At 70.1% G+C, this 24,818-nt stretch carries 27 protein-coding genes and 1 tRNA gene; 17 read left to right on the top strand and 11 right to left on the bottom strand.

Annotated elements, in window-relative coordinates:
• Positions 1 to 2: 2 nt before the first annotated feature.
• The gene (locus AC6CCG_RS25115) at positions 3 to 1,448 is read right to left on the bottom strand and encodes an ABC transporter substrate-binding protein (RefSeq protein ID WP_496657495.1); all 1,446 of its coding nucleotides are present in this window, start codon (positions 1,446 to 1,448) and stop codon (positions 3 to 5) included.
• 163 nt (positions 1,449 to 1,611) lie between these two features.
• Positions 1,612 to 2,622 carry a LacI family DNA-binding transcriptional regulator gene (locus tag AC6CCG_RS25110; RefSeq protein WP_496657494.1) on the bottom strand — a complete coding sequence of 337 codons (1,011 nt, stop codon included), beginning with the start codon at positions 2,620 to 2,622 and terminating at the stop codon, positions 1,612 to 1,614.
• A gap of 108 nt (positions 2,623 to 2,730) precedes the next feature.
• Between AC6CCG_RS25110 and AC6CCG_RS25105 the strand changes: the two genes are divergently transcribed.
• Positions 2,731 to 2,805 (top strand): 50S ribosomal protein bL37, encoded by a 75-nt coding sequence (locus tag AC6CCG_RS25105; RefSeq protein WP_369797015.1) that lies wholly within the window; start codon positions 2,731 to 2,733, stop codon positions 2,803 to 2,805.
• A 77-nt stretch (positions 2,806 to 2,882) separates the two neighbouring features.
• On the opposite strand, the gene rsrA is transcribed toward AC6CCG_RS25105, so the two are convergent.
• From rsrA to AC6CCG_RS25085, 4 genes are all read right to left on the bottom strand, one after another.
• Positions 2,883 to 3,143: a mycothiol system anti-sigma-R factor gene (rsrA, locus tag AC6CCG_RS25100; protein WP_496657493.1), complete on the bottom strand. Its 261-nt coding sequence runs from the start codon at positions 3,141 to 3,143 to the stop codon at positions 2,883 to 2,885.
• Complete coding sequence (locus tag AC6CCG_RS25095; RefSeq protein ID WP_496657492.1) at positions 3,140 to 3,781, bottom strand: sigma-70 family RNA polymerase sigma factor; 642 nt, start codon at positions 3,779 to 3,781, stop codon at positions 3,140 to 3,142. The genes rsrA and AC6CCG_RS25095 overlap by 4 nt, the downstream gene beginning before the upstream one ends.
• A 104-nt stretch (positions 3,782 to 3,885) precedes the next feature.
• Positions 3,886 to 4,542: an alpha/beta hydrolase family protein gene (locus tag AC6CCG_RS25090; RefSeq protein WP_496657491.1), complete on the bottom strand. Its 657-nt coding sequence runs from the start codon at positions 4,540 to 4,542 to the stop codon at positions 3,886 to 3,888.
• A gap of 7 nt (positions 4,543 to 4,549) precedes the next feature.
• Positions 4,550 to 5,338 (bottom strand): SOS response-associated peptidase, encoded by a 789-nt coding sequence (locus tag AC6CCG_RS25085; RefSeq protein WP_496657490.1) that lies wholly within the window; start codon positions 5,336 to 5,338, stop codon positions 4,550 to 4,552.
• Positions 5,339 to 5,531: 193 nt separating this feature from the next.
• On the opposite strand from AC6CCG_RS25085, the gene AC6CCG_RS25080 reads away from it, so the two are divergent.
• The 9 genes from AC6CCG_RS25080 (at position 5,532) to AC6CCG_RS25040 (ending at position 13,382) form a co-directional block, all read left to right on the top strand.
• The gene (locus AC6CCG_RS25080; RefSeq protein ID WP_496657489.1) at positions 5,532 to 6,137 is read left to right on the top strand and encodes a TetR/AcrR family transcriptional regulator; all 606 of its coding nucleotides are present in this window, start codon (positions 5,532 to 5,534) and stop codon (positions 6,135 to 6,137) included.
• Positions 6,134 to 6,763 carry a GNAT family N-acetyltransferase gene (locus AC6CCG_RS25075; RefSeq protein ID WP_496657488.1) on the top strand — a complete coding sequence of 210 codons (630 nt, stop codon included), beginning with the start codon at positions 6,134 to 6,136 and terminating at the stop codon, positions 6,761 to 6,763. The genes AC6CCG_RS25080 and AC6CCG_RS25075 overlap by 4 nt, the downstream gene beginning before the upstream one ends.
• 9 nt (positions 6,764 to 6,772) lie before the next feature.
• Positions 6,773 to 7,657: a DoxX family membrane protein gene (locus AC6CCG_RS25070; protein WP_496657487.1), complete on the top strand. Its 885-nt coding sequence runs from the start codon at positions 6,773 to 6,775 to the stop codon at positions 7,655 to 7,657.
• 48 nt (positions 7,658 to 7,705) lie between these two features.
• The gene (gene aroA, locus AC6CCG_RS25065) at positions 7,706 to 9,016 is read left to right on the top strand and encodes a 3-phosphoshikimate 1-carboxyvinyltransferase (RefSeq protein ID WP_496657486.1); all 1,311 of its coding nucleotides are present in this window, start codon (positions 7,706 to 7,708) and stop codon (positions 9,014 to 9,016) included.
• A gap of 64 nt (positions 9,017 to 9,080) precedes the next feature.
• A complete protein-coding gene (rsgA, locus tag AC6CCG_RS25060) occupies positions 9,081 to 10,058 on the top strand; it encodes a ribosome small subunit-dependent GTPase A (protein ID WP_496657485.1) in 978 nt (325 codons plus the stop codon).
• 53 nt (positions 10,059 to 10,111) lie between these two features.
• On the top strand, positions 10,112 to 10,972 hold the full coding sequence (locus AC6CCG_RS25055; protein WP_496657484.1) for an inositol monophosphatase family protein: 861 nt from the start codon (positions 10,112 to 10,114) through the stop codon (positions 10,970 to 10,972).
• Between the two features lie 43 nt (positions 10,973 to 11,015).
• Positions 11,016 to 11,963: an SRPBCC family protein gene (locus AC6CCG_RS25050; RefSeq protein WP_496657483.1), complete on the top strand. Its 948-nt coding sequence runs from the start codon at positions 11,016 to 11,018 to the stop codon at positions 11,961 to 11,963.
• Between the two features lie 134 nt (positions 11,964 to 12,097).
• Entirely contained in the window at positions 12,098 to 12,973 is an 876-nt protein-coding gene (locus AC6CCG_RS25045) for an AraC family transcriptional regulator (RefSeq protein ID WP_496657482.1), read from the top strand.
• A gap of 4 nt (positions 12,974 to 12,977) precedes the next feature.
• Positions 12,978 to 13,382: a VOC family protein gene (locus tag AC6CCG_RS25040; protein ID WP_496657481.1), complete on the top strand. Its 405-nt coding sequence runs from the start codon at positions 12,978 to 12,980 to the stop codon at positions 13,380 to 13,382.
• Positions 13,383 to 13,408: 26 nt separating this feature from the next.
• On the opposite strand, the gene serA is transcribed toward AC6CCG_RS25040, so the two are convergent.
• Complete coding sequence (serA, locus tag AC6CCG_RS25035) at positions 13,409 to 14,608, bottom strand: phosphoglycerate dehydrogenase (RefSeq protein WP_496657480.1); 1,200 nt, start codon at positions 14,606 to 14,608, stop codon at positions 13,409 to 13,411.
• Between the two features lie 222 nt (positions 14,609 to 14,830).
• On the opposite strand from serA, the gene AC6CCG_RS25030 reads away from it, so the two are divergent.
• Positions 14,831 to 16,003 (top strand): MFS transporter, encoded by a 1,173-nt coding sequence (locus tag AC6CCG_RS25030; protein WP_496657479.1) that lies wholly within the window; start codon positions 14,831 to 14,833, stop codon positions 16,001 to 16,003.
• Here the strand turns inward: AC6CCG_RS25030 and AC6CCG_RS25025 are convergent.
• Positions 15,944 to 16,255, bottom strand: a complete 312-nt coding sequence (locus tag AC6CCG_RS25025) for a hypothetical protein (RefSeq protein ID WP_496657478.1) — start codon at positions 16,253 to 16,255, stop codon at positions 15,944 to 15,946. The two genes, AC6CCG_RS25030 and AC6CCG_RS25025, sit on opposite strands and share 60 nt — an antisense overlap.
• Before the next feature lie 80 nt (positions 16,256 to 16,335).
• On the opposite strand from AC6CCG_RS25025, the gene AC6CCG_RS25020 reads away from it, so the two are divergent.
• The 3 genes from AC6CCG_RS25020 (at position 16,336) to AC6CCG_RS25010 (ending at position 19,908) form a co-directional block, all read left to right on the top strand.
• Positions 16,336 to 16,794, top strand: coding sequence for a MarR family winged helix-turn-helix transcriptional regulator (locus AC6CCG_RS25020; protein ID WP_496657477.1), 459 nt, complete (start codon positions 16,336 to 16,338; stop codon positions 16,792 to 16,794).
• 163 nt (positions 16,795 to 16,957) lie between these two features.
• Positions 16,958 to 18,997 carry an NHL repeat-containing protein gene (locus tag AC6CCG_RS25015; RefSeq protein ID WP_496657476.1) on the top strand — a complete coding sequence of 680 codons (2,040 nt, stop codon included), beginning with the start codon at positions 16,958 to 16,960 and terminating at the stop codon, positions 18,995 to 18,997.
• 497 nt (positions 18,998 to 19,494) lie between these two features.
• The gene (locus AC6CCG_RS25010) at positions 19,495 to 19,908 is read left to right on the top strand and encodes a hypothetical protein (RefSeq protein ID WP_496657475.1); all 414 of its coding nucleotides are present in this window, start codon (positions 19,495 to 19,497) and stop codon (positions 19,906 to 19,908) included.
• Here AC6CCG_RS25010 and AC6CCG_RS25005 read toward each other — a convergent pair whose 3' ends face one another.
• Both AC6CCG_RS25005 and AC6CCG_RS25000 read right to left on the bottom strand, forming a co-directional pair.
• Positions 19,909 to 20,997, bottom strand: a complete 1,089-nt coding sequence (locus AC6CCG_RS25005) for a Gfo/Idh/MocA family protein (protein ID WP_496657474.1) — start codon at positions 20,995 to 20,997, stop codon at positions 19,909 to 19,911.
• Positions 20,994 to 21,812 (bottom strand): ThuA domain-containing protein, encoded by an 819-nt coding sequence (locus tag AC6CCG_RS25000; RefSeq protein ID WP_496657718.1) that lies wholly within the window; start codon positions 21,810 to 21,812, stop codon positions 20,994 to 20,996. The genes AC6CCG_RS25005 and AC6CCG_RS25000 overlap by 4 nt, the downstream gene beginning before the upstream one ends.
• Before the next feature lie 70 nt (positions 21,813 to 21,882).
• Between AC6CCG_RS25000 and AC6CCG_RS24995 the strand changes: the two genes are divergently transcribed.
• Positions 21,883 to 23,064, top strand: a complete 1,182-nt coding sequence (locus tag AC6CCG_RS24995; RefSeq protein ID WP_496657473.1) for an FUSC family protein — start codon at positions 21,883 to 21,885, stop codon at positions 23,062 to 23,064.
• 58 nt (positions 23,065 to 23,122) lie between these two features.
• Positions 23,123 to 23,199: transfer RNA gene (locus tag AC6CCG_RS24990), tRNA-Met, on the top strand.
• 52 nt (positions 23,200 to 23,251) lie between these two features.
• Here AC6CCG_RS24990 and AC6CCG_RS24985 read toward each other — a convergent pair.
• Positions 23,252 to 24,193: a phosphotransferase family protein gene (locus tag AC6CCG_RS24985; protein ID WP_496657472.1), complete on the bottom strand. Its 942-nt coding sequence runs from the start codon at positions 24,191 to 24,193 to the stop codon at positions 23,252 to 23,254.
• 222 nt (positions 24,194 to 24,415) lie between these two features.
• Between AC6CCG_RS24985 and AC6CCG_RS24980 the strand changes: the two genes are divergently transcribed.
• Complete coding sequence (locus AC6CCG_RS24980) at positions 24,416 to 24,814, top strand: hypothetical protein (RefSeq protein WP_496657471.1); 399 nt, start codon at positions 24,416 to 24,418, stop codon at positions 24,812 to 24,814.
• Positions 24,815 to 24,818 lie beyond the last annotated feature (4 nt).

The raw sequence follows: 24,818 nt of genomic DNA, 5'->3' as shown, positions 1-24,818 counted from the left end.
GATCACTTCCCGGGCTCGGTGGTGTAGTCCTGGCCGCGCTGCCAGTCGGGGAACTTCCAGTCGTCGGGACTCGCGGTGACGCCCTTGCCGGCGAGTTGCTTGATCGCCCGCTCCCGCTCGGCCGTCTGGGCGTCCCGATACTTGATCAAGGCGGCCCGGGCGTCCGGCACGTCACCGGACATCACGCCGGCGACGATCTCGCCGAGGCCCGGCTCGATCGACTTCATCGCGCCGGTCACCTTGGCCACGGCTGGGTTGCGGACCACCGGGTCGGGCGCCAGGAAGTCGGTCTTCTCGCACAGCTCGACCGACTGTTTGAAGGCCGGGTGCACCTCCGCCTCGGCCACCGTGCCGGAGTAGATCGCCGGCGCGTTCATCCCGGCCAGCATCCGGATCTGGGCCTCCTTGCCGACCATGATCGACAACAGCTTGGAGGCCTGCTCGGCGACCTTGGACGACTTGGACACCCAGAGCGTGCTGCCGCGCGGGACATGGTTGACCGCGGCCGGCGTCGACGCGTCGGGCACCGGGATCGGCGCCACGCCCACCTTCGACGCGAACTCGCCGAAGTCCTGGGCCACCACGCCGATGCAGTACGGGCCGTCGAAGAACATCCCGGCCGATCCGGCCGCCCAGCGGGCCCGCGCCGTCCGCGCGTTCAGTGACGCCGAGCCCTCGAACAGCACGCCGTCGGCCTGCAGCGCCAGCCACCAGTCGATCGCGGCCAGGTAGTGATCATTGCCGACCGTGTACTCACCGGTCAGGATGTCGATCCCGCCGACCGACGGCGAGCCGGCCGCCTCGGCGAGCTGGTGGATCTGGGCGGCGATCCGGTCGGTGAACTGCAGCGGCGCGATCCAGCCCGCGGCGCCGGCCTGCTTGATCGCGCGGGCCGCTGCCCGTACCTCGTCGTAGCCGACCGGCGGTTCGGCCGGATCGAGGCCGGCCTTGGTGAACAGCTCGGTGTTGAACCAGTTCTGCGCGTCGTGCATCCGCCAGCCGAACAGCGGCAAGCCGTACACCCGGCCGTCGAAGACGTTCACGCCCTCGAGCAGCGTGCCCGCCGGCAGGGCCGCCTTGACCTTGTCGTCCAGGGTGACCGGCTGGAACCAGCCCTGCTCCATCAGGGCCGAGGTCGGCGCACCGACGCCGGCCAACGTGAACACGTCCGGCAGCTGGTTGCTCTGCTTGGCCAACTGCAGCGCCTGGCCCATCTTGGCCGGGTCGTAGACCGCGTAGTCGACCGGCAGCCCGCCCTCGCCGGAGGCGAACTCGGCGAACAGCTCCTTCTCGACGTCCTGGGTCGGCAGGAACTGGTCCCACCAGACGATCTTGTCGGCGCTGCGCTCCTGTTGCGGCGCCGCTCCCGGCGAGCAACCGGCGATCAGCGCCGCACCCGCGCCGACACCGGCCAGCCCGAGAAACGCCCGGCGATCGAGGCCAACCATTGCCCTCCCCCTCCGAATTTGCCACGTGGCAAGAACGGAGTCTAACGGCCTCCTGCGTTCCGCGACCACCCCGCCCCGATCCCGAGACGACAACGCTCCCTGAGCTTGTCGAAGGGCGAGCCAGATCGTCCTTGCCCTGCGACACGCTCAGGGAGCGTTGTGATCAGGAGGGGGTCGGGCCGACCGTGCTCTCGCGGGCGATCAGGGTGTAGCCGACCGTACGGTGCAGTTCGGTCGGGCGGTTGCCGGTCAGCTGGTCGATGATCATCTCGACCGCGATCGCGGCGATCTGGTCCGAGTCGGCCCGGATGCTGCTGATCGGCGGCCAGCTGTACGAGACCTCGCGGATGTCGTCCCAGCCGATCAGGGCGACGTCGCCGGGGACCGAGAGTCCGCGGCGCCGCAGGGCGGCGAGCGCACCGACCGCGACCAGGTCGTTGAAGCAGAAGACGGCATCTGGCCGCGGATCGTCGTCCAGCAGCCGTTCCATCGCGGCCTCGCCCTGGACCCGGTTGAACTTCTGCACCGACTCCTGCCGGACCGGCAGGCCGGCCGCGGTGACGGCGCGCCGGTAGCCCTCGAACCGCTGCGAGGCCGTACCGCCCTCCCGGCCGGGCACGGTGCCGATCGCGGCGATCCGGCGGCGGCCCAGCCCGATCAGGTGCTGGGTCGCGGCGCCGGCGGCGGCGATGTTGTCGACGCCGACGTAGGCGTGGTTGCTGCTCGGTTCGCTCCACTCGCCGAGCAGCACCAGCGGCGTACCGTCCGAGGCGTCGTCGACCTCGCGGGCCCGCAGCCGCAGCGGCGAGAGGATCAGGCCGTCGATGGCGTGCGGGCGCAGGCCGCCGGCGATCAGCCGCTCCCGGTCCGCCTTGCCCTCGGTGATGTCGATCAGGATCGTGAAGCCGCGCGCCTCGGCCGCGGTGGTGATCTTGGTCGCCAGGTCGGCGAAGTACGGCAGGGTCAGCTCCGGGACGGCGAGCCCGATGATGCCGATCTTGCCGGTCCGCAGCGTCCGGGCCGACCGGTTCGGGATGTAGTTGAGCTTCTCGATCGCGGCCTGCACCCGGGCCACCGTCTCGGGCCGGATGTGCGGGTAGCCGTTGATCACGTTCGACACGGTGCGCGGCGAGACACCTGCCTCGCGGGCCACATCGCTCTGGCGTGCTTTCACCACCCACCTCCTCGAATCGACCATCACGCAGGTCATGGCAGAATATGTCGCCTTGCGCCCGGTGACGAAGTGGAGCCCGGGCGGGCAACACCGCTAAGGAGGCTAGAGATGGGCAAGACCGGCCGCAAGCGTCGGGCGCGGCGCAAGAAGGGCGCCAACCACGGGAAGCGTCCCAACGCCTGACCCGTACCCAGAACGTTTCCTGAGCCTGTCGAAGCCGAGATCATCGGGCCTTCGACAGGCTCAGGGCACGTTGCGGCTCAGGTCTCGGAAAGCTCCGAGATGCGGCGCAGCACCTTCGAGCGCAGCTGGTCCGGTGCCTTGTCGTTGCCGCAGCAGCGCGACACCAGCGACTTCACCGCCTGCTCGACGTCGAACCGCTCCAGGCACGGCTCGCAGGCCGCCAGATGGCTCCGGATCGCGTCGCCGGACGCGTCGTCCAGTTCGTGGTCCAGGAACTCGTAGACCCGGGTCAGCACCTGCTCACAGTCGTGCTCGCCCGGGGTTTCCGCTCCCGTCATGACTTGCTCGCCTCCTGCCGGATCAGGCCCCGCTCGACGGCATAGTCGGCGAGGTGGCGACGCAGCTGCGTCCGGCCGCGGTTCAGCCGCGACATCACGGTCCCGATCGGCGTTTCCATGATCTCGGCGATCTCCTTGTACGAAAAACCTTCGACGTCGGCCAGGAACACGGCCAACCGGAAGTCGGGCGCCAGCTTCTGCAGCGCCTCCTTGACGTCGGAATCAGGCAGGTGCTCCAGCGCCACCATCTCCGCCGACTTCAATCCGTCCGAGCTGTGCGCCGCAGCCCGGGCCAGTTGCCAGTCCTCGATCGTCTCACCGCCGGCGATCTGCGGCTGCCGTTGCCGCCGCCGGTAGTTGTTGATGTAGGTGTTGGTCAGGATCCGGTACAGCCAGGCCTTCAGGTTGGTGCCCGGCGTGAACTGGTTGAACGACGCATACGCCTTCGCGTACGTCTCCTGCACCACATCCTCGGCATCGGCCGGATTACGGGTCATCCGCAGCGCGGCCGCGTACAGCTGATCGAGGAAGCCGAGCGCGTCCGCCTCGAAGCGGGCGTTCCGCTGCTCCGGCGTCTCTTCGCCCGGGGTCTCGCTCACCTGATCGGCCGCGGTCGCGGGACTGGTCGGTATGGTCATCAGGTACGAGCGTACTGACGGGCGCTCCCGTTCCAACAACACGGCTGGCATCCACTCCTCCGACGACAACGACGTACCTCATCGGCAACGCCGTCGAGCGGGAGTTATTCCCGCCCGGCGGTCAGGAAGTCCAGCACCTGGCGCTTCAGCTCGGCCCGCAGGTCGGCCGCCGTCCACTCCGCCGCCTTGGCGACCCGGTAGCCGTGGTCGACGCCGGGCAGGTCGACGATCCGGACCCCCGGGTCGCCGGCGGCCGCGGCCCGCACCTCGTCCGCGCTGCCGAACGTGTCCTTGGTCCCCTGCAGCACCAGCCGCGGCACGTCCGGCGTGAGCAGCTCCGGCGCCCGGGACTTCTCCGGCCGGCCCGGCAGGTGCAGCGGGAAGGCCAGACAGACCACGCCGCGGGCACCGAGCTCGTTCGCGGTCCGGCAGGCGACCCGCGCCCCGGCACTGCGGCCGCCCAGATAGAGCGGCAGGTCGGTGAACTCAGGCACCGTCCGGAAGGCCTTCAGCGCGGCGGTCCAGCCGACATCCAGCCGCGGCGGCGGTACGGCGATCTTGCGGCCCGCGACCCGCCACGGCTGCTCGAACCGGGCCACCGCGATCCCCTCGCCGGGCAGGTAGCCGGCCAGCAGCTTGAGGTCCATCGCGTCGATGCCGCCGCCGGCGCCGTGCCCCAGCACCAGCAGCGCGCGCGGCGACTCGGCGGGCGCGACGTGCAGCCGGCCCGGGCCTTCGGGGGTCGGGGTCTCGATGATCATGAACGTCCTAGAGCAGTCGGTCCTGGTCGCCGTCGTCCTCGTCGTCGGCGAGCGGCAGCAGCAGCGACGGATCATTGTTCTGCACCTTGTTCACATCCGTCGACACCGGGTAGGCCTCCAGTTGGGCGGGGTCGGTCACCGACAGCAGTTCCAGCGCCGCGGCGGCGTCGTCCTGCTTCGGGTCCAGCCAGGCGTCGAAGGACTCGGCACCGATCACCATCGGCATCCGGTCGTGGATGTGACCGACCGCATCAGTGGCCTCCGTGGTGATCACCGTGCAGGTCCGCAGCCAGGCCGTGTCGTCGTCGCGGTCCTTGGCCGGATCCCGCCAGATCTCGTACAGCCCCGCCATGGCCAGCACCCCGCCGTCCGTCCGCCGGATGAAGAAGGGCTGCTTCTTCGTCTTGCCGAGGCCGGTCAGCGCCCGCCCGGACGCCGCCCGAGCCGCCTCCGGCAGGTACCACTCGTAGTAGCCGTCGGCCGGCAACAGGCAACGCCGGGCCGCGAAGGCCCGCCGGAACGACGGCTTCTCCGCCACGCTCTCCACCCGGGCGTTGATCAACTTCGCGCCGCCGGTGGCCGACTTCGACCAGGACGGCACCAGCCCCCAGACCAGCGGCGCCAGCCGCCGCCGGGTCTCCCCGGTGTCCTTCGCCGTCCGCTCGAACACGGCCGGCACCGCCACCGTCGGCGCGACGTTGTAGTCCGGCCCGGGCAGCCCGTCGAAGATGTCGTCCACCTCGAACTCCGCCGCCAGATCGTCCGAACTGCGCGAGGTCGCGTACCTGCCACACATGAACCTGACGCTACTCCCCGCTCCCGACAACCCGCCCGGCCCGGCCCGACGCTCCGCGCGGTTTTTCACGTCCTGTGAAAAACCGTCGCTTTGCCACAGAAGTCTTCCTGGTCATGCGACAAGAAACCTGGTGAAGCGATTCTCATCGACTACAATGAATGAAGATTCACTCATTGATGGAGGGGGTGCATCGGTGCCACGGAGCGAGGCGCAGAACGAGGCGATCCGGGCGGCGACCCGGGAGAAGCTGCAGGCCGCGGCGATCACGTTGTTCACCCGGAAGGGGTTCGCGGCGACCAGCGTCGGGGACATCGCGGCTGCCGCCGGAGTGAGCGCCGGACTGCTGTATCGGCACTACCGGACCAAGGAGGACCTGTTCGGCGACCTGGTCGAGCAGGCGGCCGCCGGCCTGGACCGGGTCGCCGCCCTGTTCCGGAGCGACCGGCCGGCGGCTGAGTTGATCTTGGCGTTCGCCTCCGAGTACCTGGATGACCTCGCGTGCGGCGGGGCGACGCTCGAGTTCTACCTGCTGCTGCAGCAGGCGGTGTTCAAGGGACCCGACGATCCGCGGATCGAGGCCCTGCTGGGCCGGCACGAGGCGCTCCGGAGCGAGACCGTACGGCTGATCGAGCGGGGGCAGCGGGACGGCGCGTTCCGGGACGGACCGGCCGACGCCCTCGCCGACCTCTTCTACGCCACGCTCGGCGGCCTGGCCCAGGTGAGCCTGATCCGCGGTGACCGGTTCTCGGCCCCGACGCCGGACCTGCTGACCGCCTTTCTGATCAAGGAGACTTCATGATCGACATCGTGCCCGCCCGCGACCTGGGCGACGACGCACCGCGGCTCGTCAGCGAGATCTTCGTGGACGGCTTCGGCCGGCACTTCACCGCGTTCGCCAAGGACCCGGGGCGGCTGGTCGATGCCTTCGCGCACACGTTCGACCTGGATCTCTTCTATGTCGCCACCGTCGACGGCGAGCCGGCCGGGATCGCGGCCTGCACCGACGGCATACAGGGCTGCGTCCGGTCCGACGCCGCGACCATGCGCCGGCATCTCGGTCTGATCCGGGGCAGCTTCGCGCACTGGGTGTTCACCGGCCAGTTCAGCGAGCCGATCAAGGACCCGCGCCCGGGCCAGGGCTCGATCGAGTTCGTCGCGACGGCGGCCCGGCAGCGCGGGAGAGGTGTCGCGTCGGCGCTGCTGCGGTGGCTGCACACCCTCCCCCAGTACGACAGCTTCGTGCTCGCCGAAGTGGCCGACACCAACGACGCCGCGCTCAGCGTCTACCGCCGCCTCGGTTACGTCGAGTACGAACGCCGACCGGTCCGGCACGGCAGGTTCTCCGGGATCAACGCCTACGTGTCGCTGCGCTACGCCAAGGACTCACCGGCGGCTCCACTTGGCGGCGGTCCGAACGCACGGTAGGAATGGGTCATGACTTTGCTTCGCGCAGCCGCCCGAACCCTGCTCGCCTCGTATTTCGTGGTCTCCGGGGTCAAGGCCGTCAAGGATCCGGACTCGCTCGTCCCCGCCGCCCAGCCGATCGCCGACAAGGTGGTGCCACTGGTCAAGGACTACGCGCCGGACACCGTCGCCAAGTACATCCCGGAGGATGCGGCGACCCTGATCAGGATCAACGGTGCGCTGCAGTTGGCCGGCGGATTCGCGCTGGCCACCGGCAAGGGCCGCCGGCTCGGCGCGCTGCTGCTCGCCGCCTCGTTGGTGCCGAGCACGATCGCGAAGCACCCGTTCTGGACCCGGGACAACCCGGAGGAGGAAGCGGTCGACAAGGCCCACTTCCTCAAGAACGCCAGCCTGCTCGGCGGCGTGCTGCTGGCGGCCGGCGACACCGAGGGCAAGCCGAGCCTGGCCTGGCGGGCCCGCCGCGGCAGTGAGGCGCTCGCCCGGGACACGAAGAAGTCGAGCAAGAAGGCCGTCAAGGAGGGCCGCGAGTTCGCCGAGGAGGCGCTGGCCAGCGGCGCCCTGCTCGCCGGCACCGTGGTCGCCGGATCCCGGCGGGCCCGGAAGAAGGCCGCCAAGGATCTGAAGAAGGCCAAGATCGTCGCCGAGAAGCAGGCCGTCGAGGCTCGCAAGGTCGCCGAGAAGCAGGCCGCGGAGTTCAAGAAGAACGCCGAGCGCGCCGCCAAGGACGCCCGGAAGAACCTCAGGAAGGGCCGGGACAACCTGGCCAAGGGCGCCGAGCGGGCCCGCGAGGACGTCGCCAAGCAGGCCGAGCAGGTGATCAAGGACGTCAAGAAGAGCGACGTCGCGAAGAAGATCAACAAGGCCACCGAGAACATCCACCTCGGCGAGAACTGATCAACGACGGTCGGGGCTCGCGCGGTGGGTAACTTGTAAACTCGCCGCGTGACCTCGACTCCGACCGAAACCTGGCCCGCTCCGCTGGCCCCGGCTCCCATCCGGGCCACCGTCGCGGTGCCCGGCTCCAAGTCCGAGACCAACCGCGCGCTGATCCTGGCCGCGCTGTCCAGCGGCCCCTCCACGATCAGGTACGGGCTCGACGCGCGGGACACCCGGCTGATGCGGGACGCGCTGCGCACGCTCGGGGTCAAGATCACCGAATCCGAGCACGAGTGGCGGGTCGAACCGCCGGAGACGTTCACGGCCGGCGGCACGATCGACTGCGGCCTGGCCGGCACCGTGATGAGGTTCGTCCCGCCGGTGGCCGCGCTGGCGGACGGCGAGGTCGCCTTCGACGCCGACGAGCAGGCCTACCGGCGGCCGATGGACGTACTGCTGAACGCGCTGCGGGACTGCGGCGCAACGGTGCCGGACGACGCCACCACGTTGCCGTTCCGGCTGACCGGCCGACCCGACCTGCCGGGCGGCGTGATCACGATCGACGCGTCCACCTCGAGCCAGTTCGTCTCCGCGCTGCTGCTCGCCGGCGCCCGGTTCACCGAGGGACTTGATCTTCGCCACGACGGCAAGGACGTCCCGTCCCAGCCGCACATCGACATGACGGTGGCGATGCTGCGCGAGCGCGGGGTCGCGGTGGACGACAGCGAGCCGGCTCGCTGGGTCGTCTCCCCGGGCCCGATCGCGCCGGTCGACGTCGACGTCGAGCCCGACCTCTCCAATGCCGCGCCGTTCCTGGCCGCGGCGGCGATCACCGGCGGTACGGTGACCGTACCCAACTGGCCGGAGCGGACCCACCAGCCCGGTGATCAACTTCGGGAGATCCTGACCCGATTCGGCGCCGCGGTCGGCCGCAACGACTCGGGCCTGACCGTGATCGGCACCGACCAGCTGCATGCCGTCGATCTCGACCTGCGCGAGGCCAGCGAACTGACCCCGGTGATCGCGGCGATCGCGGCACTGGCCGACGGGACCAGCCACATCCGCAACGTGGCCCACATCCGCGGCCACGAGACCGACCGGCTCGCGGCCCTGGAGACCGAGCTGGACGCCCTCGGCGCGCACGTCACCCAGACCGACGACGGGCTGACGATCCACCCGCGCCTGCTCGGCGGCGGCCTCTGGCACTGCTACGCCGATCACCGGATGGCCCACGCCGGCGCCCTGCTCGGCCTGGTGGTGAACGACATCGAGCTGGACGACATCGGCTGCACCGCCAAGACGATGCCCGAGTTCGCCGAGCTCTGGCAGTCCATGATCAACTCCTCCGTCGTCGACCTGGAGCCGACCGACGCATGAGATTCACCCCACGACGCACTTCTCCTCCGCTGCGCTCCCCCGAACTGCGCCGCGGGGACCCCGCATGACAACCAGGGGTCTGCGCGACGACGACCACACCGGCTTCGACCGGCCTCGTCGGCGCAGCAGGCCCCGGACCAAGGACCGCCCGGACTACTCCGAGGCCGAGATCGGCATGATCATCACGATCGACCGCGGGCGCTACCGGATCCTGATCGACGACCGTGAGGTGATCGCGGTCAAGGCCCGCCAGCTCGGCCGCAAGAGCGTGATCGTCGGGGACCGGGCCCGGGTCGTCGGCGACACCTCCGGCGAGGAGGGCACGCTGGCCCGGATCGTCGAGGTCGAGGAGCGGACCACGGTGCTGCGCCGGACGGCCGACGACGACGACCCGTACGAGCGGCCGGTGGTCGCCAACGCCGACCAACTCGCCATCGTCACGGCCCTGGCCGACCCGCCGCCGCGGACCGGGATGATCGACCGGATCCTGGTCGCCGGTTACGACGCCGGGCTGGAGCCGCTGCTCTGCCTGACCAAGGCCGACCTGGCCGCGCCGGACGAACTGCTCGCCGCGTATCAGCCGCTCGGGGTACGCAGCGTGGTGCTGGCCCCGGACAGCGAGCTGGAACCGCTGCGGTCCGCACTGGCCGGCCGGGTCAGTGTGCTGGTCGGCCACTCGGGGGTGGGCAAGTCCACCCTGGTGAACCGGCTGATCCCGGGCAGCGACCGGGCGATCGGCAAGGTCAACGAGGTCACCGGCCGGGGCCGGCACACCTCGACGTCGGCGATCGCCCTCGCTCTGCCGGACGGCGACGGCTGGGTGATCGACACGCCCGGGGTCCGCTCGTTCGGGCTGAGCCACGTGACGCCGGACCGGATCGTTGCCGCGTTCGGCGACCTCGCCGAGTTCGCCGCCGACTGCCCGCGCGGCTGCCGGCACACCGCGGCCGACCCGGAATGCGCACTGGACACCGCCGTCGCCGACGGACGGCTGGCCGCCGGCCGGCTGGAGTCGTTCCGGCGAATGATCACGACTGCATAGACCGGCGTGGTGGCGCCGGGGCGCGTCGGCAGGTCACTAGTACGGTATGCCCCATGGCGGCGAGCATCCCCTCCCAGCAGAGCCTCACGGACGATCTGCGCCTGGCGCATCTGCTGGCCGATGACGCCGATTCGATCACCATGAGCCGGTTCAAGTCGCTCGATCTGCACGTGATGACCAAGCCCGACCTGACGCCGGTGACGGACGCCGACACCGAGGTCGAGGAGGTGCTGCGGCGCACGCTGGGCCGGGCCCGGCCGCGGGACGCGGTGCACGGGGAGGAGCTGGACGACACCGGCTGGGGTCCGCGGCGCTGGGTGATCGACCCGATCGACGGCACCAAGAACTTCGTCCGCGGCGTGCCGGTCTGGGCCAGCCTGATCTCGCTGATGGTCGAGGAGGAGGTGGTCGTCGGCGTGGTCAGCGCACCCGCGCTCGGCCGCCGCTGGTGGGCCTCGCTCGGCAACGGCGCGTACACCGGGAAGTCGTTGATGTCGGCCACCCCCTGCCACGTCTCGGACGTGACCAAGATCGAGGACGCCTCGCTCAGCTACTCCTCGATCGGCGGCTGGGTGGAGAACGGCCAGGGCCAGGAGTTCGTGGATCTGCTGCGAGCCTGTTGGCGGACCCGCGCGTACGGCGACTTCTGGTCCTACATGCTGCTCGCCGAGGGCGCGGTCGACATCGCGTGCGAGCCGGAACTCGCGCTGCACGACATGGCCGCCTGCTCGATCGTGGTCGCCGAGGCGGGCGGCCGGTTCACCGATCTGGACGGCCGGCCGGGCCCGAACGGCGAGGGTGCCTACGCAACCAACGGACGGCTGCACGATGCCGTCCTGGACCAGCTCAGACCCGAGGACGACGAACCCGAGACCGACGGCGCCGAGGACGAGGAGGACCTGACCGGCGCCTAGGTGAAGTTGGCAGCCAGCCACGACCGCAGGAGACAATGACCGGATGCAGCTCAACCACCGATTCACCGTCCCAGCCCGGGTCGAGGATGTGTGGGCCGCATTCCATCGCCTCGACCGGGTCGCCCCCAGCTTCCCCGGCGCCAACCTGGAGAGCGTCCGCGGGGACGACTTCACCGGGTCGATCAAGATCAAGTTCGGCGCGATTCTCCTGGTCTACAACGGCTCCGGCCGGATCGTGGAACGCGACCAGGCCGAGCGGCGGCTGGTCATCGAGGCCAAGGGCCGGGACCGCCGCGGCCAGGGTGGCGCGACCGTCGAGCTGACCGCCCGGTTCGCCGGGCTCGGCCGGTCCGGCACCGAGATCGTCGCCGAGACCACCCTCAACCTGACCGGCCGGCCGGCCCAGTTCGGCGAGGCGGTGATCTCCGACGTCGTCGACCGGGTGCTGGAGCGCTTCGTGCACGATGTCGCCGATCAGCTGACCGGACGGACCGCGGCGCCGGAAACCGAGCCGGTCCCGGCCGAGCCCGCCGCCGAGCCGGAGCCCGAGCTGGTCGAGTTCACCGAGGACGAGGAACAGGTCGACGTCGAGGAGACCGCCGCCGAGGAGGACTTCACGTACGACGAACTCGGCCCGGCCGAGACGCCCGGGGCCGAGACGCCGGAGCCCGAGCCGGAGCCGGTCGTCGAGTCCCCCGACGACCTCGCCGAGGAGGAGGACCTCGTCGACGAGGAGAACGGGCCGTTCGTCGACCCGCGCGGTGACGACGCCGACTTCGCCACCGCCCCGATCCCGGAGACCGGCGCGGACCCCGGTACCGCGGCTCGCGACGGCCGGACCGGACAGGAACTGGTCCGGCCCGGTTCCGGCGGCCTGCCGGTGCCTGCCGACACCGTGGAGACGATCAAGCGGTACGCCCCCGCGGCGGCGGCCGCCGTGGCGGGGGTGACCGCGGTCGTGGTCTGGGCCCTCGGCCGCCGGCGCCGCTGAGCAACGAGGGCTCGACCGGGTCGTGCACCGATCGCTTGATGCTCGTCGCCGATCCGGGCCCCGACGGTCCGCGATCCAGCCGCCGCGGGCGCCAGGGTCCTTGGACGAGTCGGTAGGGCGTCATATCGTGAGGCATGGTCGACCCGGTGGCGAGCACAGCGACGGGAGTCCCGGCGCATGCGCTCAGTACGTATGTCCGTCGCTATCACGGCTCCTGGTTCGAGGACTTTGCGCCACTCGTGCATCGTGGGCTTCCCTCTCACCATCTCGAGTTCATCATCTGCCTGGGTCAGTCGCTCATGATCAACTCCGCCGATGGATCGGACGGACGTCGGTATGCGGGGCTTGTCGGAGGCCTGCACCGGCGACCTGTGAATGTGGCGATGTGTGGCCCAATGCGGAACATCTCGCTCGAACTGACGCCACTCGGAGCGAGAAAGCTGCTTGGCGTGCCGGCAGCCGCCCTGGCAGGCCAGTTCGTTGATCTTGACGCCATCCTCGGGCCGGCCGCCGACGCCATCACGGAACGGCTCTGGAGCACGACCGACTGGCAGGTCTGCTGGTCGGTCCTGGACCAGGCCTTGGGTTCCCTGGCATCACGTGCCGCCGACCGGAACCGCGGGGACCGCTGGGCCCGGCAGGCTTGGCACCGCATAGTCGGCTCCGGCGGCACGGTTCGGATCGGGGCTCTGGCTGCGGAGTCGGGCTACGGTCACCGCCAGTTGAGGGACAAGTTCGTTCGGGAGTACGGCATCACGCCCAAACAGGCCGCCCGCATCCTGCGGTTCGAGCGATCCAGCGAACTCGTCAAGAGGTTCGGACGCGTGGGGCGCGGCGGTACGGCCCCGACAACGTCCATGGCCGAGATTGCGGCGCGGTGCGGCTACTTCGACCAGGCGCACATGATTCGCGATTGGCATGAGCTGGCCGGCTGTGCCCCTACAGCCTGGCTCCGTTCCGAAAGCCTCCCTTTCGTCCAAGGCGGCGACGATGGCGAGAACTCAAACTGACGATATGGAATCGACGACACAACCAAAACTGTGGCCGAGCCTCGGATACCGAGACGCCGCCTCAGCAATCCAATTTCTCGAGGAAGCCCTGGGATTCGAGGAGGTCGCCCACCATCCGGGCGACACTCCCGGAACGATCAACCAGGCCGTGCTGCGCTGGCAATCGGGTGCCATTGTCACGATCCATACCGCCGAGCCGGATGTAGCCGGTTTCACCGACCTCGGCTCTCGGATCCCGATCGGAATCTATCTGCACACGGACGACCCGGACGGCCTGTACGAACGAGCTGTGAGGGCCGGGGCCGTCCCGGCCGGTGCTCCGGAGTCGTCGTCGCACGACACCAGGGACGCAACGATCGCCGATCCGGAAGGCTGCCTCTGGAGCTTCGGCACCTATCGCGGCGATTGATCAGCCGGCGCCGCCGGAGGCGCGCCTCAGTCGGCCAGCCGGAGCCGGATCGTCTCGGGCAGGCTCCGCAGTTTGTCCAGCAGCTCGGCCGGCACTCCCCCGGCGACGTCGGTGATCACGTAGCCGAGGTCGCCGCGGGTGGACAGGGACTGGCTGTCGATGTTGACGCCGAAGTCGGCCAGCACGCCGTTCGCTGTGGCCAGCACGCCGGGCACGTTGCGGTGGATGTGCAGGATCCGGGTCCGGTCGCTCGGCGTACCCTCCAACTGCACGGTGGGCAGGTTCACCGACATCGTGGTCGCACCGGCGCCGACGTAGTCGCGCAGCTTGCCGGCCACGAACCGGCCGATGTCCTCCTGCGCCTCCTCGGTCGAGCCGCCGACGTGCGGGGTCAAGATCACGTTCGGGATCCCTTGCAGGGAAGAGGTGAACGGGTCCCCGGCCTTCTTCGGCTCGCTCGGGAAGACGTCCACCGCGGCGCCCGCGATGTGGCCGGACTCGAGGTGCTCGCGGAGCGCTTCATGATCAACGACGATGCCCCGGCAGAGGTTGAGGAAGAGGCTGCGCGGACGCATCTTGGCGAACTGCTCAGCGCCGAACAGGCCCGCGTTGCCGGGCCGGCCGTCGACGTGCAGCGACACCGTCTCGGACACCTCGAGCAGTTCGTCCAGGGTCTCGCAGCGACGCGCGTTGCCGAGCGCCAGTTTGTCCGCGACGTCGTAGAAGTAGACCTGCATGCCGAGTGCCTCGGCGATCACCGAGAGCTGGCTGCCGATGTTGCCGTATCCGACGATGCCGAGGGTCCGGCCGCGGACCTCGTGCGCCCCGGTGGCCGACTTGTCCCAGACCCCGGCGTGCATCTTGGCGTTCTTGTCGGTCAGGTGCCGGGCCATCGAGATGATCTCGGCGATCACCAGTTCGACCACGCTGCGGGTGTTGGAGAACGGGGCGTTGAACACCGCCACGCCGTTCCCGGATGCCGCGGAGAGGTCGATCTGATTGGTGCCGATGCAGAACGCACCGACCCCGAGCAGGTGCGGGGAGGAGGAGATCACCCGCTCGGTCACGGTCGTCTTGGACCGGATGCCGAGCAACTGGACGTCCCGGACGGCTTCGATCAGCTCGTCCTCGTCCAGCGCGCCCTTCACCGTCTCGAGCTCGATCCCGCGCTCGGTCAGCAGTCGTTCGGCCTCGGGGTGGATGTTCTCCAGCAGAAGTGCCTTCATCGCTCCTCATCAAGTCGCTTGCGCCCGGGCCATTCTAAGGACCCGCTCGAGCGGGGTCGTCCGAAATCTCATCCCCGCGTCCGTAACCGCGGGATAGGGTGCGGTACGTGGAGTGGAGATCACCCGGTGTCCCGGGCCGGCGCTGACCGGCCCGACTGAGACGTTCCGAGGCCCGCAGCGCCCTTCCTTGCGCCATCACCACTTCTGCCGCAAAGGGTCTCCGTGTTCCTCCTGCTCCTGGCCTACCTGGCCTTCCTCAGCCTCGCTCTCCCCGACGGAATGCTCGGCGTCGCCTGGCCGACCATGCGGCTCAGCCTGGACGAGCCGCTCGACGCGCTCGGCTGGCTGCTGCCGTTCGGCGTCGGCAGCTATCTCACCTCGGCCGCGTTGGCCGACCGGCTGGTGGCCCGGCTCGGCCTCGGCCGGCTGCTCGCCGTCAGCACCGCCGGTACGGCAGCGGCCCTGGTCGGGACCGGGCTGGCACCGGCGTTCTGGGTCACCATCGCGGCGAGCGTGCTGCACGGGCTCTCGTCGGGCGCGATCGACGCCGCACTGAACAGTCACGCGGCCCGGACCTTCTCCCCGACGGCGATCAACGTCATGCACGCCTGCTACGGGATCGGCGCCGCCCTCTCGCCGCTGCTGGTCACCGCGATCATCGTCGGCAACGGTTCCTGGCGCTGGTCGTACCTGATCGTCGCCGGGCTGCAGCTCGGTCTCGCGGTCGCGTTCCTCGTCTCGGCCTCGCGCTGGCCGGCACCGCCACCGCCGGACGCGCCGAGCGGGCCGATCCCCGGGATCCGGGCGCCGCGCCGGGCGGCCGTGTTCGGCGTCGTCGCGGTCGGCGTGCAATCGGCGTTCGAGTCCAGCCTCAGCCTGTGGTGCTTCGTCTTCCTGACCCAGGGCGCCGGCCTGCCGACCGCCACCGCGGGTCTCGCGGTCTCCGGCTACTGGGTCGCGCTCTGCGCGACCAGGCTGGCGATCGGGCCGGTCGCCGACCGGCTCGGGGCGTGGCCGGTGCAGCGGGTCGCCGCCGGCGGCCTGGTGATCTTCGCCGCCCTGCTGCTGCCCGGCCGGCCGACGCTCGCCGTGATCGCGGTGCTCGGGCTCGGCATCGCCGCGGCACCGCTCTATCCGCTGCTGATGCTGACCACCCGGGACCGGACCCCTCGAGTGGAGCGGGTCGTCGGCCTGCAGACGGTGGCGTCCGGGTTGGGCGCGGTGACGCTGCCCGGCCTCCTCGGAATGATCATCGACGCGACACCGGACCGGTTCGCGCTGATCATGGCCGGGATGGCCGCGCTGATCCTGCTGCTGCAGGTCGGACTGGCCCGGTCACAGAATCCAGTAGGCCGAGACCGCCATCGGGAGCAGGCCGAGCAGCGCCAGCGGTGACCAGGGCCGGCGCCGGTTGACCACCAGGGTCACGACGGCGGTGATCAAGCCGATCACGCCCGTCATCACCCACAACCCGACCGTACGGCTGTAGCCGAGATCGGGCTCGCCGCGGACCGCGAGGTAGGCGGCGAGCACGATCGCGATGGAGCCGAACACGATCCAGGCGGCGACGCTCAGCAGCGCTCGCTGGACGACGTCGAGGCTGCGCTGCTCGGCCTCCCGCTCCTCCCGGCTCATGCTGGCAGGCATCCGAATCACTCTCCCCTGGTCAGTGGGCGACACGAACGTTTCGTACCCTAATCGTTCGTGTATTAACTATACTCCGGAGCATGCCTTCCGACGCACCGAGCACCGACGCCACGGACACCGACCTGCTCGCCCTGGAGCAGCAGGTCTGCTTCGCCCTGGCCGTCGCCTCCCGCACCGTGATCGGCCTCTACCGCCCGCTGCTCGACCCGCTCAAGCTGACCCACCCGCAGTACCTGGTGATGCTGGCCCTCTGGCAGCACGGCACCCTGTCGCTGCGAGAGCTCGGCGATCTCGTCTCCTCCGACGCGGCCACCCTGTCGCCCCTGGTGAAGCGCCTGGCCGAGGTCGGTTACGTGACCCGGGAACGCGAGCCCGGAGACGAGCGCAGCCTCCGGATCACACTGACGCCGGCCGGTCGCCGACTGCGCCGGCAGGCGGTGAAGATTCCGCCGGCAATCCTGGACCGGCTGGGCATGGACATCGCCGAACTGCGCCGGATCCACGCCGACCTGACCGACCTGATCGCCCGCGCCCGGTGATCATGGCGACCCCGATTCCCTAACCGGGGTTGGGGTTCCAGCCAGGCATGTCCCAGGGTCCGACCAGGTCCTGGCAACCGATTGACATCCCCGGGGCGCACTGTCATGATCATTTGCAATCGGTTGCATCCAATCTCCGACGACGCCGTCGAAAGGATCATCCATGCCCTCCTCCGATCAGCGATCATGGACCGTGCGACGCCGTACGCTGCTCGGCGCGGCCGGGGCCGGCGGGCTCGCCGCGGCGGCCGGGTTGCCGTTCCGGACCGCCGCGGCCGCTGCCGAGATCGTGGACCTCGGGGTCGCGATGCTCAGCGTCAACGTACGGTTCGCGGCCGGCGGCACCCTGCCCGACGGGACGCCGGTGATCTTCGCCATGAGCGACGGCAACCCGGTCAGCTTCAACGTGCTCCGGATCGCCGACGGCGAGCGGCTGGCTGGTCACCAGCTCGGACCGGACACCATCGGCGCCTGCGTGATCCAGCACCCCGACGGGAGGATCTACTTCAGCGTCCGCGGCAAGTCGACCGGCCTGCTGCTGCGCTACGACGCGTCGTCGGACACGGTGGAGACGCTGGTCGAGAACGTCGTCGGCGAGAACTTCGTCCGCAACCTCACGGTCGACCCCGACACCGGCATCGTGTACGGCAGCACGTACGCGCATGCGAAGGTGTTCGGCTACGACCCGGCGACCGGCGCCGTCCGCGACTACGGCTCGCTGACCACGACGGGCGACCGGGTCTGGGGACTCGCCTGGGTCGACGGCGAGGTCTGGGCCGGCACCGGGATGACCGACGGGCGGCTGGTCCGGCTCGACCCGGCGACCGGTGCGACGACCGACCAGGCGCTACCCGCGCCGGTCACCGACAACACCCGCTACCTCTACAGCATCCAGCAGCGCGGCCGGACGGTGATCATCGGCCTCAGCCCGGGCGCCGAGGACGTGAACTCGGTGATCTTCGACCTGGACACCGGGCAGTGGCTTGATCATGGCGGACTGCACCAGCCGGTCGGAATGAACGGGCACGTGAGCGAGTCCGACAGCGGCGGGCGCTGCTACTACGCCAGCGCCGGCGAGATCTACGCCTACTCCCCCGCCGGCAACACCTCCGTGGCCACCAGGATCGCCGAGACCGACCTAGCACCGCTGATCGGCGAGACCCGCACCCTGTCGGTCAGCGGCAGCGGGCCGGACGAGTCGCTGCACGGCATCACCCCGGACGGCACCGTGTGGACGTTCGGGCTGTCCTCCGGCGCCACGACGACGGTCAAGACCCTCCCGATCGGCTCCCCCGCGACCCTGCACACGCTCGGCATCGGCCCGGACGACAAGGTTTACGCCGGCGCGTACCTGAGCTCCGGCGTGATGGCCCGGGCCTCCACGTCGACCTACGAACTCGAGGCCCTGGCCGGACCCGGCCAGTCGGATCAGGTGGTCGCCCACGACGGCCGGATCTACGTGACCAGCTATCCCAACGCGGTCGTCTACTCCGGCAACGCCGACCCGTGGGACTGGGGCCGCAACCCGAAGGAACTGTTCCGGATCGGGCGGGCGGTGCACCGGCAGGACCGGATCTTCGACGTCTGCCCGGTGCTCGACCTGATGGCGTACGGCAGCGTGCCGGACTACGGCGAGCTCGGCGGCGCGATCACCCTGGCCGACGGTGGCGGCGGCTTCGAGGTGTATCGCCACGTGGTGCCGGACCAGAGCATCACCGCCCTGGCCGCGTGCGGTCCGCTGCTGTTCGCCGGATCCTCGATCCACGGCGGGCTGGATTCGACGCCGGCCGCGGCGGAGGCCGAGTTGATCATCTTCGACGTCCGGACCCGGAAGGTGATCTTCGAGACCGTACCGATCCCCGGCGACGACGTGATCCACACGCTGCTGGTGCAGCGCGGCCGCCGGGTCTGGGGCATGGGCAACTCCGGCACCGTGTTCGAGTTCGACATCGCGGGCCGGAAAGTGCTCCGCAGCGTTGACACCGGACTGGCCGAGACCAACTCCTGGGGCCGCCTGGGCAGCCTCTACTGGCGCGACCAGGATCAGCGGTTCTACGGCAACGCGGGCGGCCGGCTGTTCCGGCTGGATCCGGCCACGCTGGCGACGACCGAGCTGACCGACGGCGTCAAGGTCTCCGTGCTCGCTCCGACCGGCGACATCTTCTTCGGCAACGCGTCGAACCTGTTCGTCTACCGCCTCTGAACCGCAACGCTCCGCGAGCTAATCGAAGGGCAAGGCCACAACGCTCCCTGAATCTGGATCCACCGTTACCCGTCAATGCCGGCTCGGGGACCCACCGGCCGCCGGTCCCGCTGATCCTGCGCGGGCGATGTCACCATTCCTCTTGGCACCGACCGAAACCAGCCGGTGCAACGTTGTAACGTCTGATACGAAGAGAAATCGCGACACGCCGCGACCCAGATCCCGACCTGCGCGCACCGCGACCATCCGCTTCCGCGCCCGCCCGTTGTCCATCGCAGCCCCGAGAGCACCGAACGGACGGCTCGGCGAGACCCGCCCGCCGACATCGAGGTCAAGTCGTCCGCTCAGTGACCTGCCCGGCCCTCGGCCGCAAGGGCCGCGACTCCTCCGGGCTGTTTCGGATCCGGCGCGGTGGATTCGACCTGAGCAGCTGCGCTGGCCCTTCGACAGGCTCAGGGGACGGATCCCCATCCGGTCGGATCTGCGAGGATAACGCCATGGTGAAGGGACGGGCCGGGGGCCTGCTGGCGGCGTTGATGATCATGGGACTGCTCGGCGGCTGCGCGGCGGCCGGTCAGGATCCGGAGGCGACGGCGACCGAGTGGCTGAAGCGCTTCGACGACGGGGACTATGCCGGCGCCTGCGCACTGATGGTGGACACCGACGACACCCCGGTGGCCCGGAAACCCCAAGAGCGCAAGGATTCCTGCGTGGGTGGGCTGGAGCAGCTGGCCGACCAGGCGGCCCAGCACTCGCTCGACGAGTGGCGCCGGTCCCCGCGCACGACCCGTACCGAAGGAAACACGGCGGTGATCGAATTCACCGCCGTGCAGGGCAAGATCAGCGAGGTCCGGGTCGACGACGTGTGGTACGTCGCCGACCCGGGTCTCGGAGTGTTCTCGTTCGGGTGATCAGAGAGCGATCTCGGTGCCCTTGGCGGCCGACGCGTAGATCGCGTCCAGCACCTGGGCCCGGATCAGCGCTTCCTCGCCGCGGTGATCACCGAACTTGCCGGACTGCACCTTGTCCAGGAACTGCAGCACGCTCGCCTCGTGGTGCCCGGCGGGCGGCACGATCGGCTGCAACTCGGCCGGGATGCCGTCGATCTCGGTCCACACGTTGAGCCGCTGGTACGGCTCGACGCCCCAGCCGCCCCACTCGATGCTGGCCCCGCCCTCGGACCCGTACAGCGCCACATAGCACTGGTCGTACGGGATCCACTGGGCCCAGCTCGACTCGAGCAGCAGCGTGCCGCCGCCGTCCAGCCGGAGGAACGCCGTGGACAGGTCCTCGACCTCGAAGTCGATCTTGGTGTCGACGTTGGCCCGCGGGCCGTACGCCGAACCGCCGCGACCGCGCGGCCCGAACTCGGCGTAGGTCGCCGCCGTGGCCGACGAGACCTGCGGGTTGCCGAGCAGGTGCAGGGCCATGTCGAGCATGTGCACGCCGATGTCCATCATCGCGCCGCCGCCGGCGAGCGAGGCGCGGGTGAACCAGGTGCCCAGGCCGGGGATGCCCTGCCGCCGCAGCCAACCGGCCTTGGCGTAGTAGATCTGGCCCAGCCGGCCGCGGTCGACGATCTCCTTCAGCGCGGTGACCTCGCCGCGCTGCCGGTGGTTGAACGACACGTCGAGCACCCGGTCGTTGGCCTTGGCCGCCTGCACCATGGTCTCCGCCGCGGCGCCGCTCTCGGCCATCGGCTTCTCCGACAGCACGTGGATCCCGGCGTTCAGCGCACCGACCGCGATCGGCGCGTGCAGGGCCGTCGGCGTGGCCACGCTGATCACGTCCAGGTCACCGGACTTGATCATGGACTCCCAGTCGGCATAGCGGCGCTCGACGCCGTACTTGTCGCCCAGCTCGGCCAGCTTCTCGGCCTCCATGCCGGCCAGTGCGACCAGGTCGGCGTTGGCGGCGTCGAAGTAGGCCTGCATGTGCTGCTGGCCCGCCCAGCCGAGGCCGACGACGCCGGCCCGGAGCTTCTTCTGCTCGTCGGTCACTTGTCCTCCTTCAGGCCGCGGCCGGTGAAGATCGGCGGCGGCTGGTTGACCACGGACGGCGTGACGAACTCGCCGGCGCGGTCCGGCGCGGCCCAGCGGACGCCGTTGGCCAGGACCCGCTTGATGTCCGGGTGGTGGTAGACGGGGTACTCCTGGTCGCCGGGCGAGAAGTAGAAGACCTTGCCCTTGCCACGGCGCCAGGTGCAGCCGGAGCGGAACACCTCGCCGCCGGAGAAGGTCGAGATGAAGATCTGCTCGTCCGGGTGCGGGATGTCGAAGTACTCGCCGTACATCTCCTGCTCGTCGATGACGATCGGATGCGGTACGCCCTCGGCGATCGGGTGGCCCGGGTTGGTCGTCCAGACCAGCTCGGTGTCCTGCGAGTTGCGCCAGGTCAGCGAGCAGCTGGTCCCCATCAGCTTGATGAAGATCTTGGAGAAGTGCGCCGAGTGGAGCGCCAGCAGCCCCATCCCGCCCAGCACCCGCTGGTACACCTTGTCGACGATCTTGTCGTCCACCTGGCCGTGCGTGGCGTGGCCCCACCACGTCAGGACGTCGGTGTTCTCCAGCACCTCGTCGGTCAGCCCGTGCTCGGGCTGATCCTGGGTCGCGGTGCGGACCTGAACCTGATCGCCCAAGAGCTCGGTCAGCCCGGCCGCGATGGCGCCGTGCATGCCGTCCGGATAGCGCTCCGCCATCCCTTCGCGGTCACGGTCGCTGTTCTCGTGATGATTTTCGCCCCATACGGTGACGCGGATCGGTGAAGTCACGATGGACAAGTCTGCGCCCTCCGGTCCCAGCACGCAAAGCCCCATTTCGGTGCGGTCCAGCACGCGGGACGCGTCGGTCGGTGGCGAGCACCGGCCGGCGGGCCATGATGGTGCGATGGAGGACCGATCGCGGGTTGACCAGGGTGCCGAGGCCGAGGACGGTCGGCCGGCGGTCCCGCTGATCCGTCAGCTGAGCCTGCGCGCCTTCGATCTGTCCGGCCGCACCCTGCGGCGCAGCCGGGAGTCGGCGGAGCGCCGGATCAGCCGCTGGCGGGACCGCATCTTCATGATCATCCAGTGCGCGGTGACCGCCGGGCTGGCCTGGCTGCTGGCCCAGGTCGTGCTCGGTCACCCGATGCCCTTCTTCGCCCCGGTCGCGGCGATCATCACCCTCGGCTTCACGTTCGGGCAGCGCCTGCGGCGCGGCATCGAGGTCGCGATCGGCGTCGCCGTGGGCGTCCTGGTCGGCGACCTCTTCGTGATCGCCTTCGGCACCGGGCCGGTCCAGATCATCCTGGTCTGCGCGATCGCGATGTCGCTGGCCACCCTGCTCGGCGCCGGCAACCTGATGATCATCCAGGCCGGTGTGCAGTCGATCATCGTGATCACGCTGACCCCGATGCCCGGCCAGGGCGTCAACCGCTGGCTGGACGCGGTGACCGGCTGCGCGATCGCCCTGCTGCTGGCCACCATCGCGCCGAGCGCCCCGCTGCGCCGGCCCCGGCTGGTCGCCGCCAAGATCCTGCAGGAGTTCGCCGCGACCCTGGACGCCGCCGCCGAGGCGCTGCGGACCGGCGACGAGGAGGGCGGCGACGCCGTCCTGGTCCAGGCCCGGGCCACCGAGACAGCGCTGGACGACCTGCGCGAGGCCACCGACGAGGGCCTCGGCGTGGTCCGACACTCCCCGTTCCGCCGCCGCGACCTGCCCGCCGTGCAGGCGTACGCAGACCTCCAGGTGCCGCTCGACCACGCCAGCCGGAACCTCCGTGTGCTGGCCCGCCGGAGCGCCGTCGCCCTGTGGCGGGACGAGACCGTACCGCTGGCGTACCTGACCCTGATGCAGGATCTCGCCGACGCGGTCCGCTACATGGCCGGCGAACTGTACAACCGCCGGCTGCCCACCGCCGCCCAGGCGCGGCTGGTCGCCCTGGGCCGGGCCAGCTCCCGGCTGCGGCTCGCCGACACCATGTCCGCCGTCGTGATCTTGGCCCAGTTGCGGTCGATCATCACCGACCTGCTGGAACTCACCGGCCTCGACTACGCGGAGGCCAGGACCCGTGTCCCGGACATGGACTGAGGGTGTCCGGGCGTCGATTTGTGATCTCCGGAGGCGTGAACTATGGTTATCCACGCGACGCGGGGTGGAGCAGCTCGGTAGCTCGCTGGGCTCATAACCCAGAGGCCGCAGGTTCAAATCCTGCCCCCGCTACCAAAGGAAGGGCCCGGACCGAATGGTCCGGGCCCTTTCGCTTCCTCCGTGTTGATCAGAGACGCCTCAGAGTAGCTTCGACGGCGGCCTCGACCCGGGGAGTCATGCCGGGACCGTCGACGGGGCGGCGGCCGGCGACCTGATCACGGATGTACTTCGCCTGGTCGTCGCTGTGGTGCAGCAGCGCGTACAGGTCCCACCACGGGTGGAGCGTGACCCCGGCGAGGGACTCGTAGTGCGACCGAAGCTGCTCCGCCCACTCGGGCGAGTAGAGCGCGGCGATGTAGCGCCGGCACTGCCCCACGTCGATCGCTCGGGACCCGCGATGGACGCCGTTCCAGTCGGTCAGGCCGGTGATCTTCCCGCGCGACCAGAGCAGGTTGACCGGCAGGAAGTCGCCGTGCAGGAAGACGGCCGGATCCTTCGGCGGAGGCGCCGCCATGGCATCGAACGCCGCCTTCCACACCGCCGGCTTCCGCGCGCCGGCCGGCACCTGCAACTCGTCCCGCGGCGCGATCCAGGAATCCGACCACGGGTCGAAGGTCTTGGCGGGCAGATCGAGGGAATGCAGCAGTACGGCGAGCTCAGCGATCCGGGTCAGCCACGGCCGGGGCTCCGCCGGATCCAGCCGGACGTGACCCGGCAGGCGGGTCATCAGCAACGCCGGCTCTCCCCCGGTCGAGGCGCCGGCGGGGTCGGCTGCCAGCAGGCTCGGAACCGGAAGCCCGCTTCCCGCCACCAGTTCGAGGTTGGCGATCTCCTTCTCCATGGCCGCCTGCAGGTCAGGCCCGCCCGGGTACTGGCGCAGGACGACGAACGTTCGTCGCTCTCCTCGCTCGACCGTCAGTCGATGCACGGCGGAGTTGAAGCCACCGGTCATCCGGCGATGGCCGACGACGCGACTGCCAGTTCCCATCGACGCCGCCACCCAGGCCAGTGTCTCCGCGGACGGCCGGCGCTGCCTGAACCCGCCCTCTCTCCAATCGCCCTCGGTCATGATCGCGAGCCTATTCAGCCTGGGCCGGCGGCGACACGGGTTTCTTTCCTGCCGCCCGGGACCGATGACCGGCAGATGTCCGGTCGTTGCCCTGGGCCGGCCGCCCCGGATCGACCAAGAGTGAGTGGGTACGGAACCAGCGCGAGCTCGGGGCCACGCACAGCCGCATCGACCACGACCAGGGCTGCGCGGTCCGGGCCGCCCAACGCGAGAGGCACCTCGATGACCCAAGATCATCTTCGCCGGCGCAGCCGCATCATGATCGGCTTCGCGACGGCAACGGCCGCGCTCGGCTTTCTCGGCGGCAGCGCCGGCGAAGCGCCGGCGGCAGAGACCCACGTGGCCGGGAACGTGGCGGTCGCGGCTGCGGACTGCGTCGGGAACGAGTACGGCTACGGCTGTCTGAGTGCGGACCGGAAGACGGCCTTCGTCGTCGACCGGCGCTGCAACGACGGCGTCCAGGCCTTCATCCGGGTCCACCACGGCGGCGGCTGGGGCACGCTCTACGACAGGAACGGCTGCCGGGCCGGCGCCAGCCGCAGCCACCTCACGGTGGGTCACTACGACACGATCGGGATCTGCCGTTGGAGTTCGGGCAGGCCGGACTGCGATTGGAGCTAGCGCT

Source organism: Microlunatus sp. YIM B11417 (genome assembly GCF_059617205.1).
Note: the sequence above shows the minus strand (reverse complement) of the source record. Positions and strands in the feature narration are given on the sequence as shown.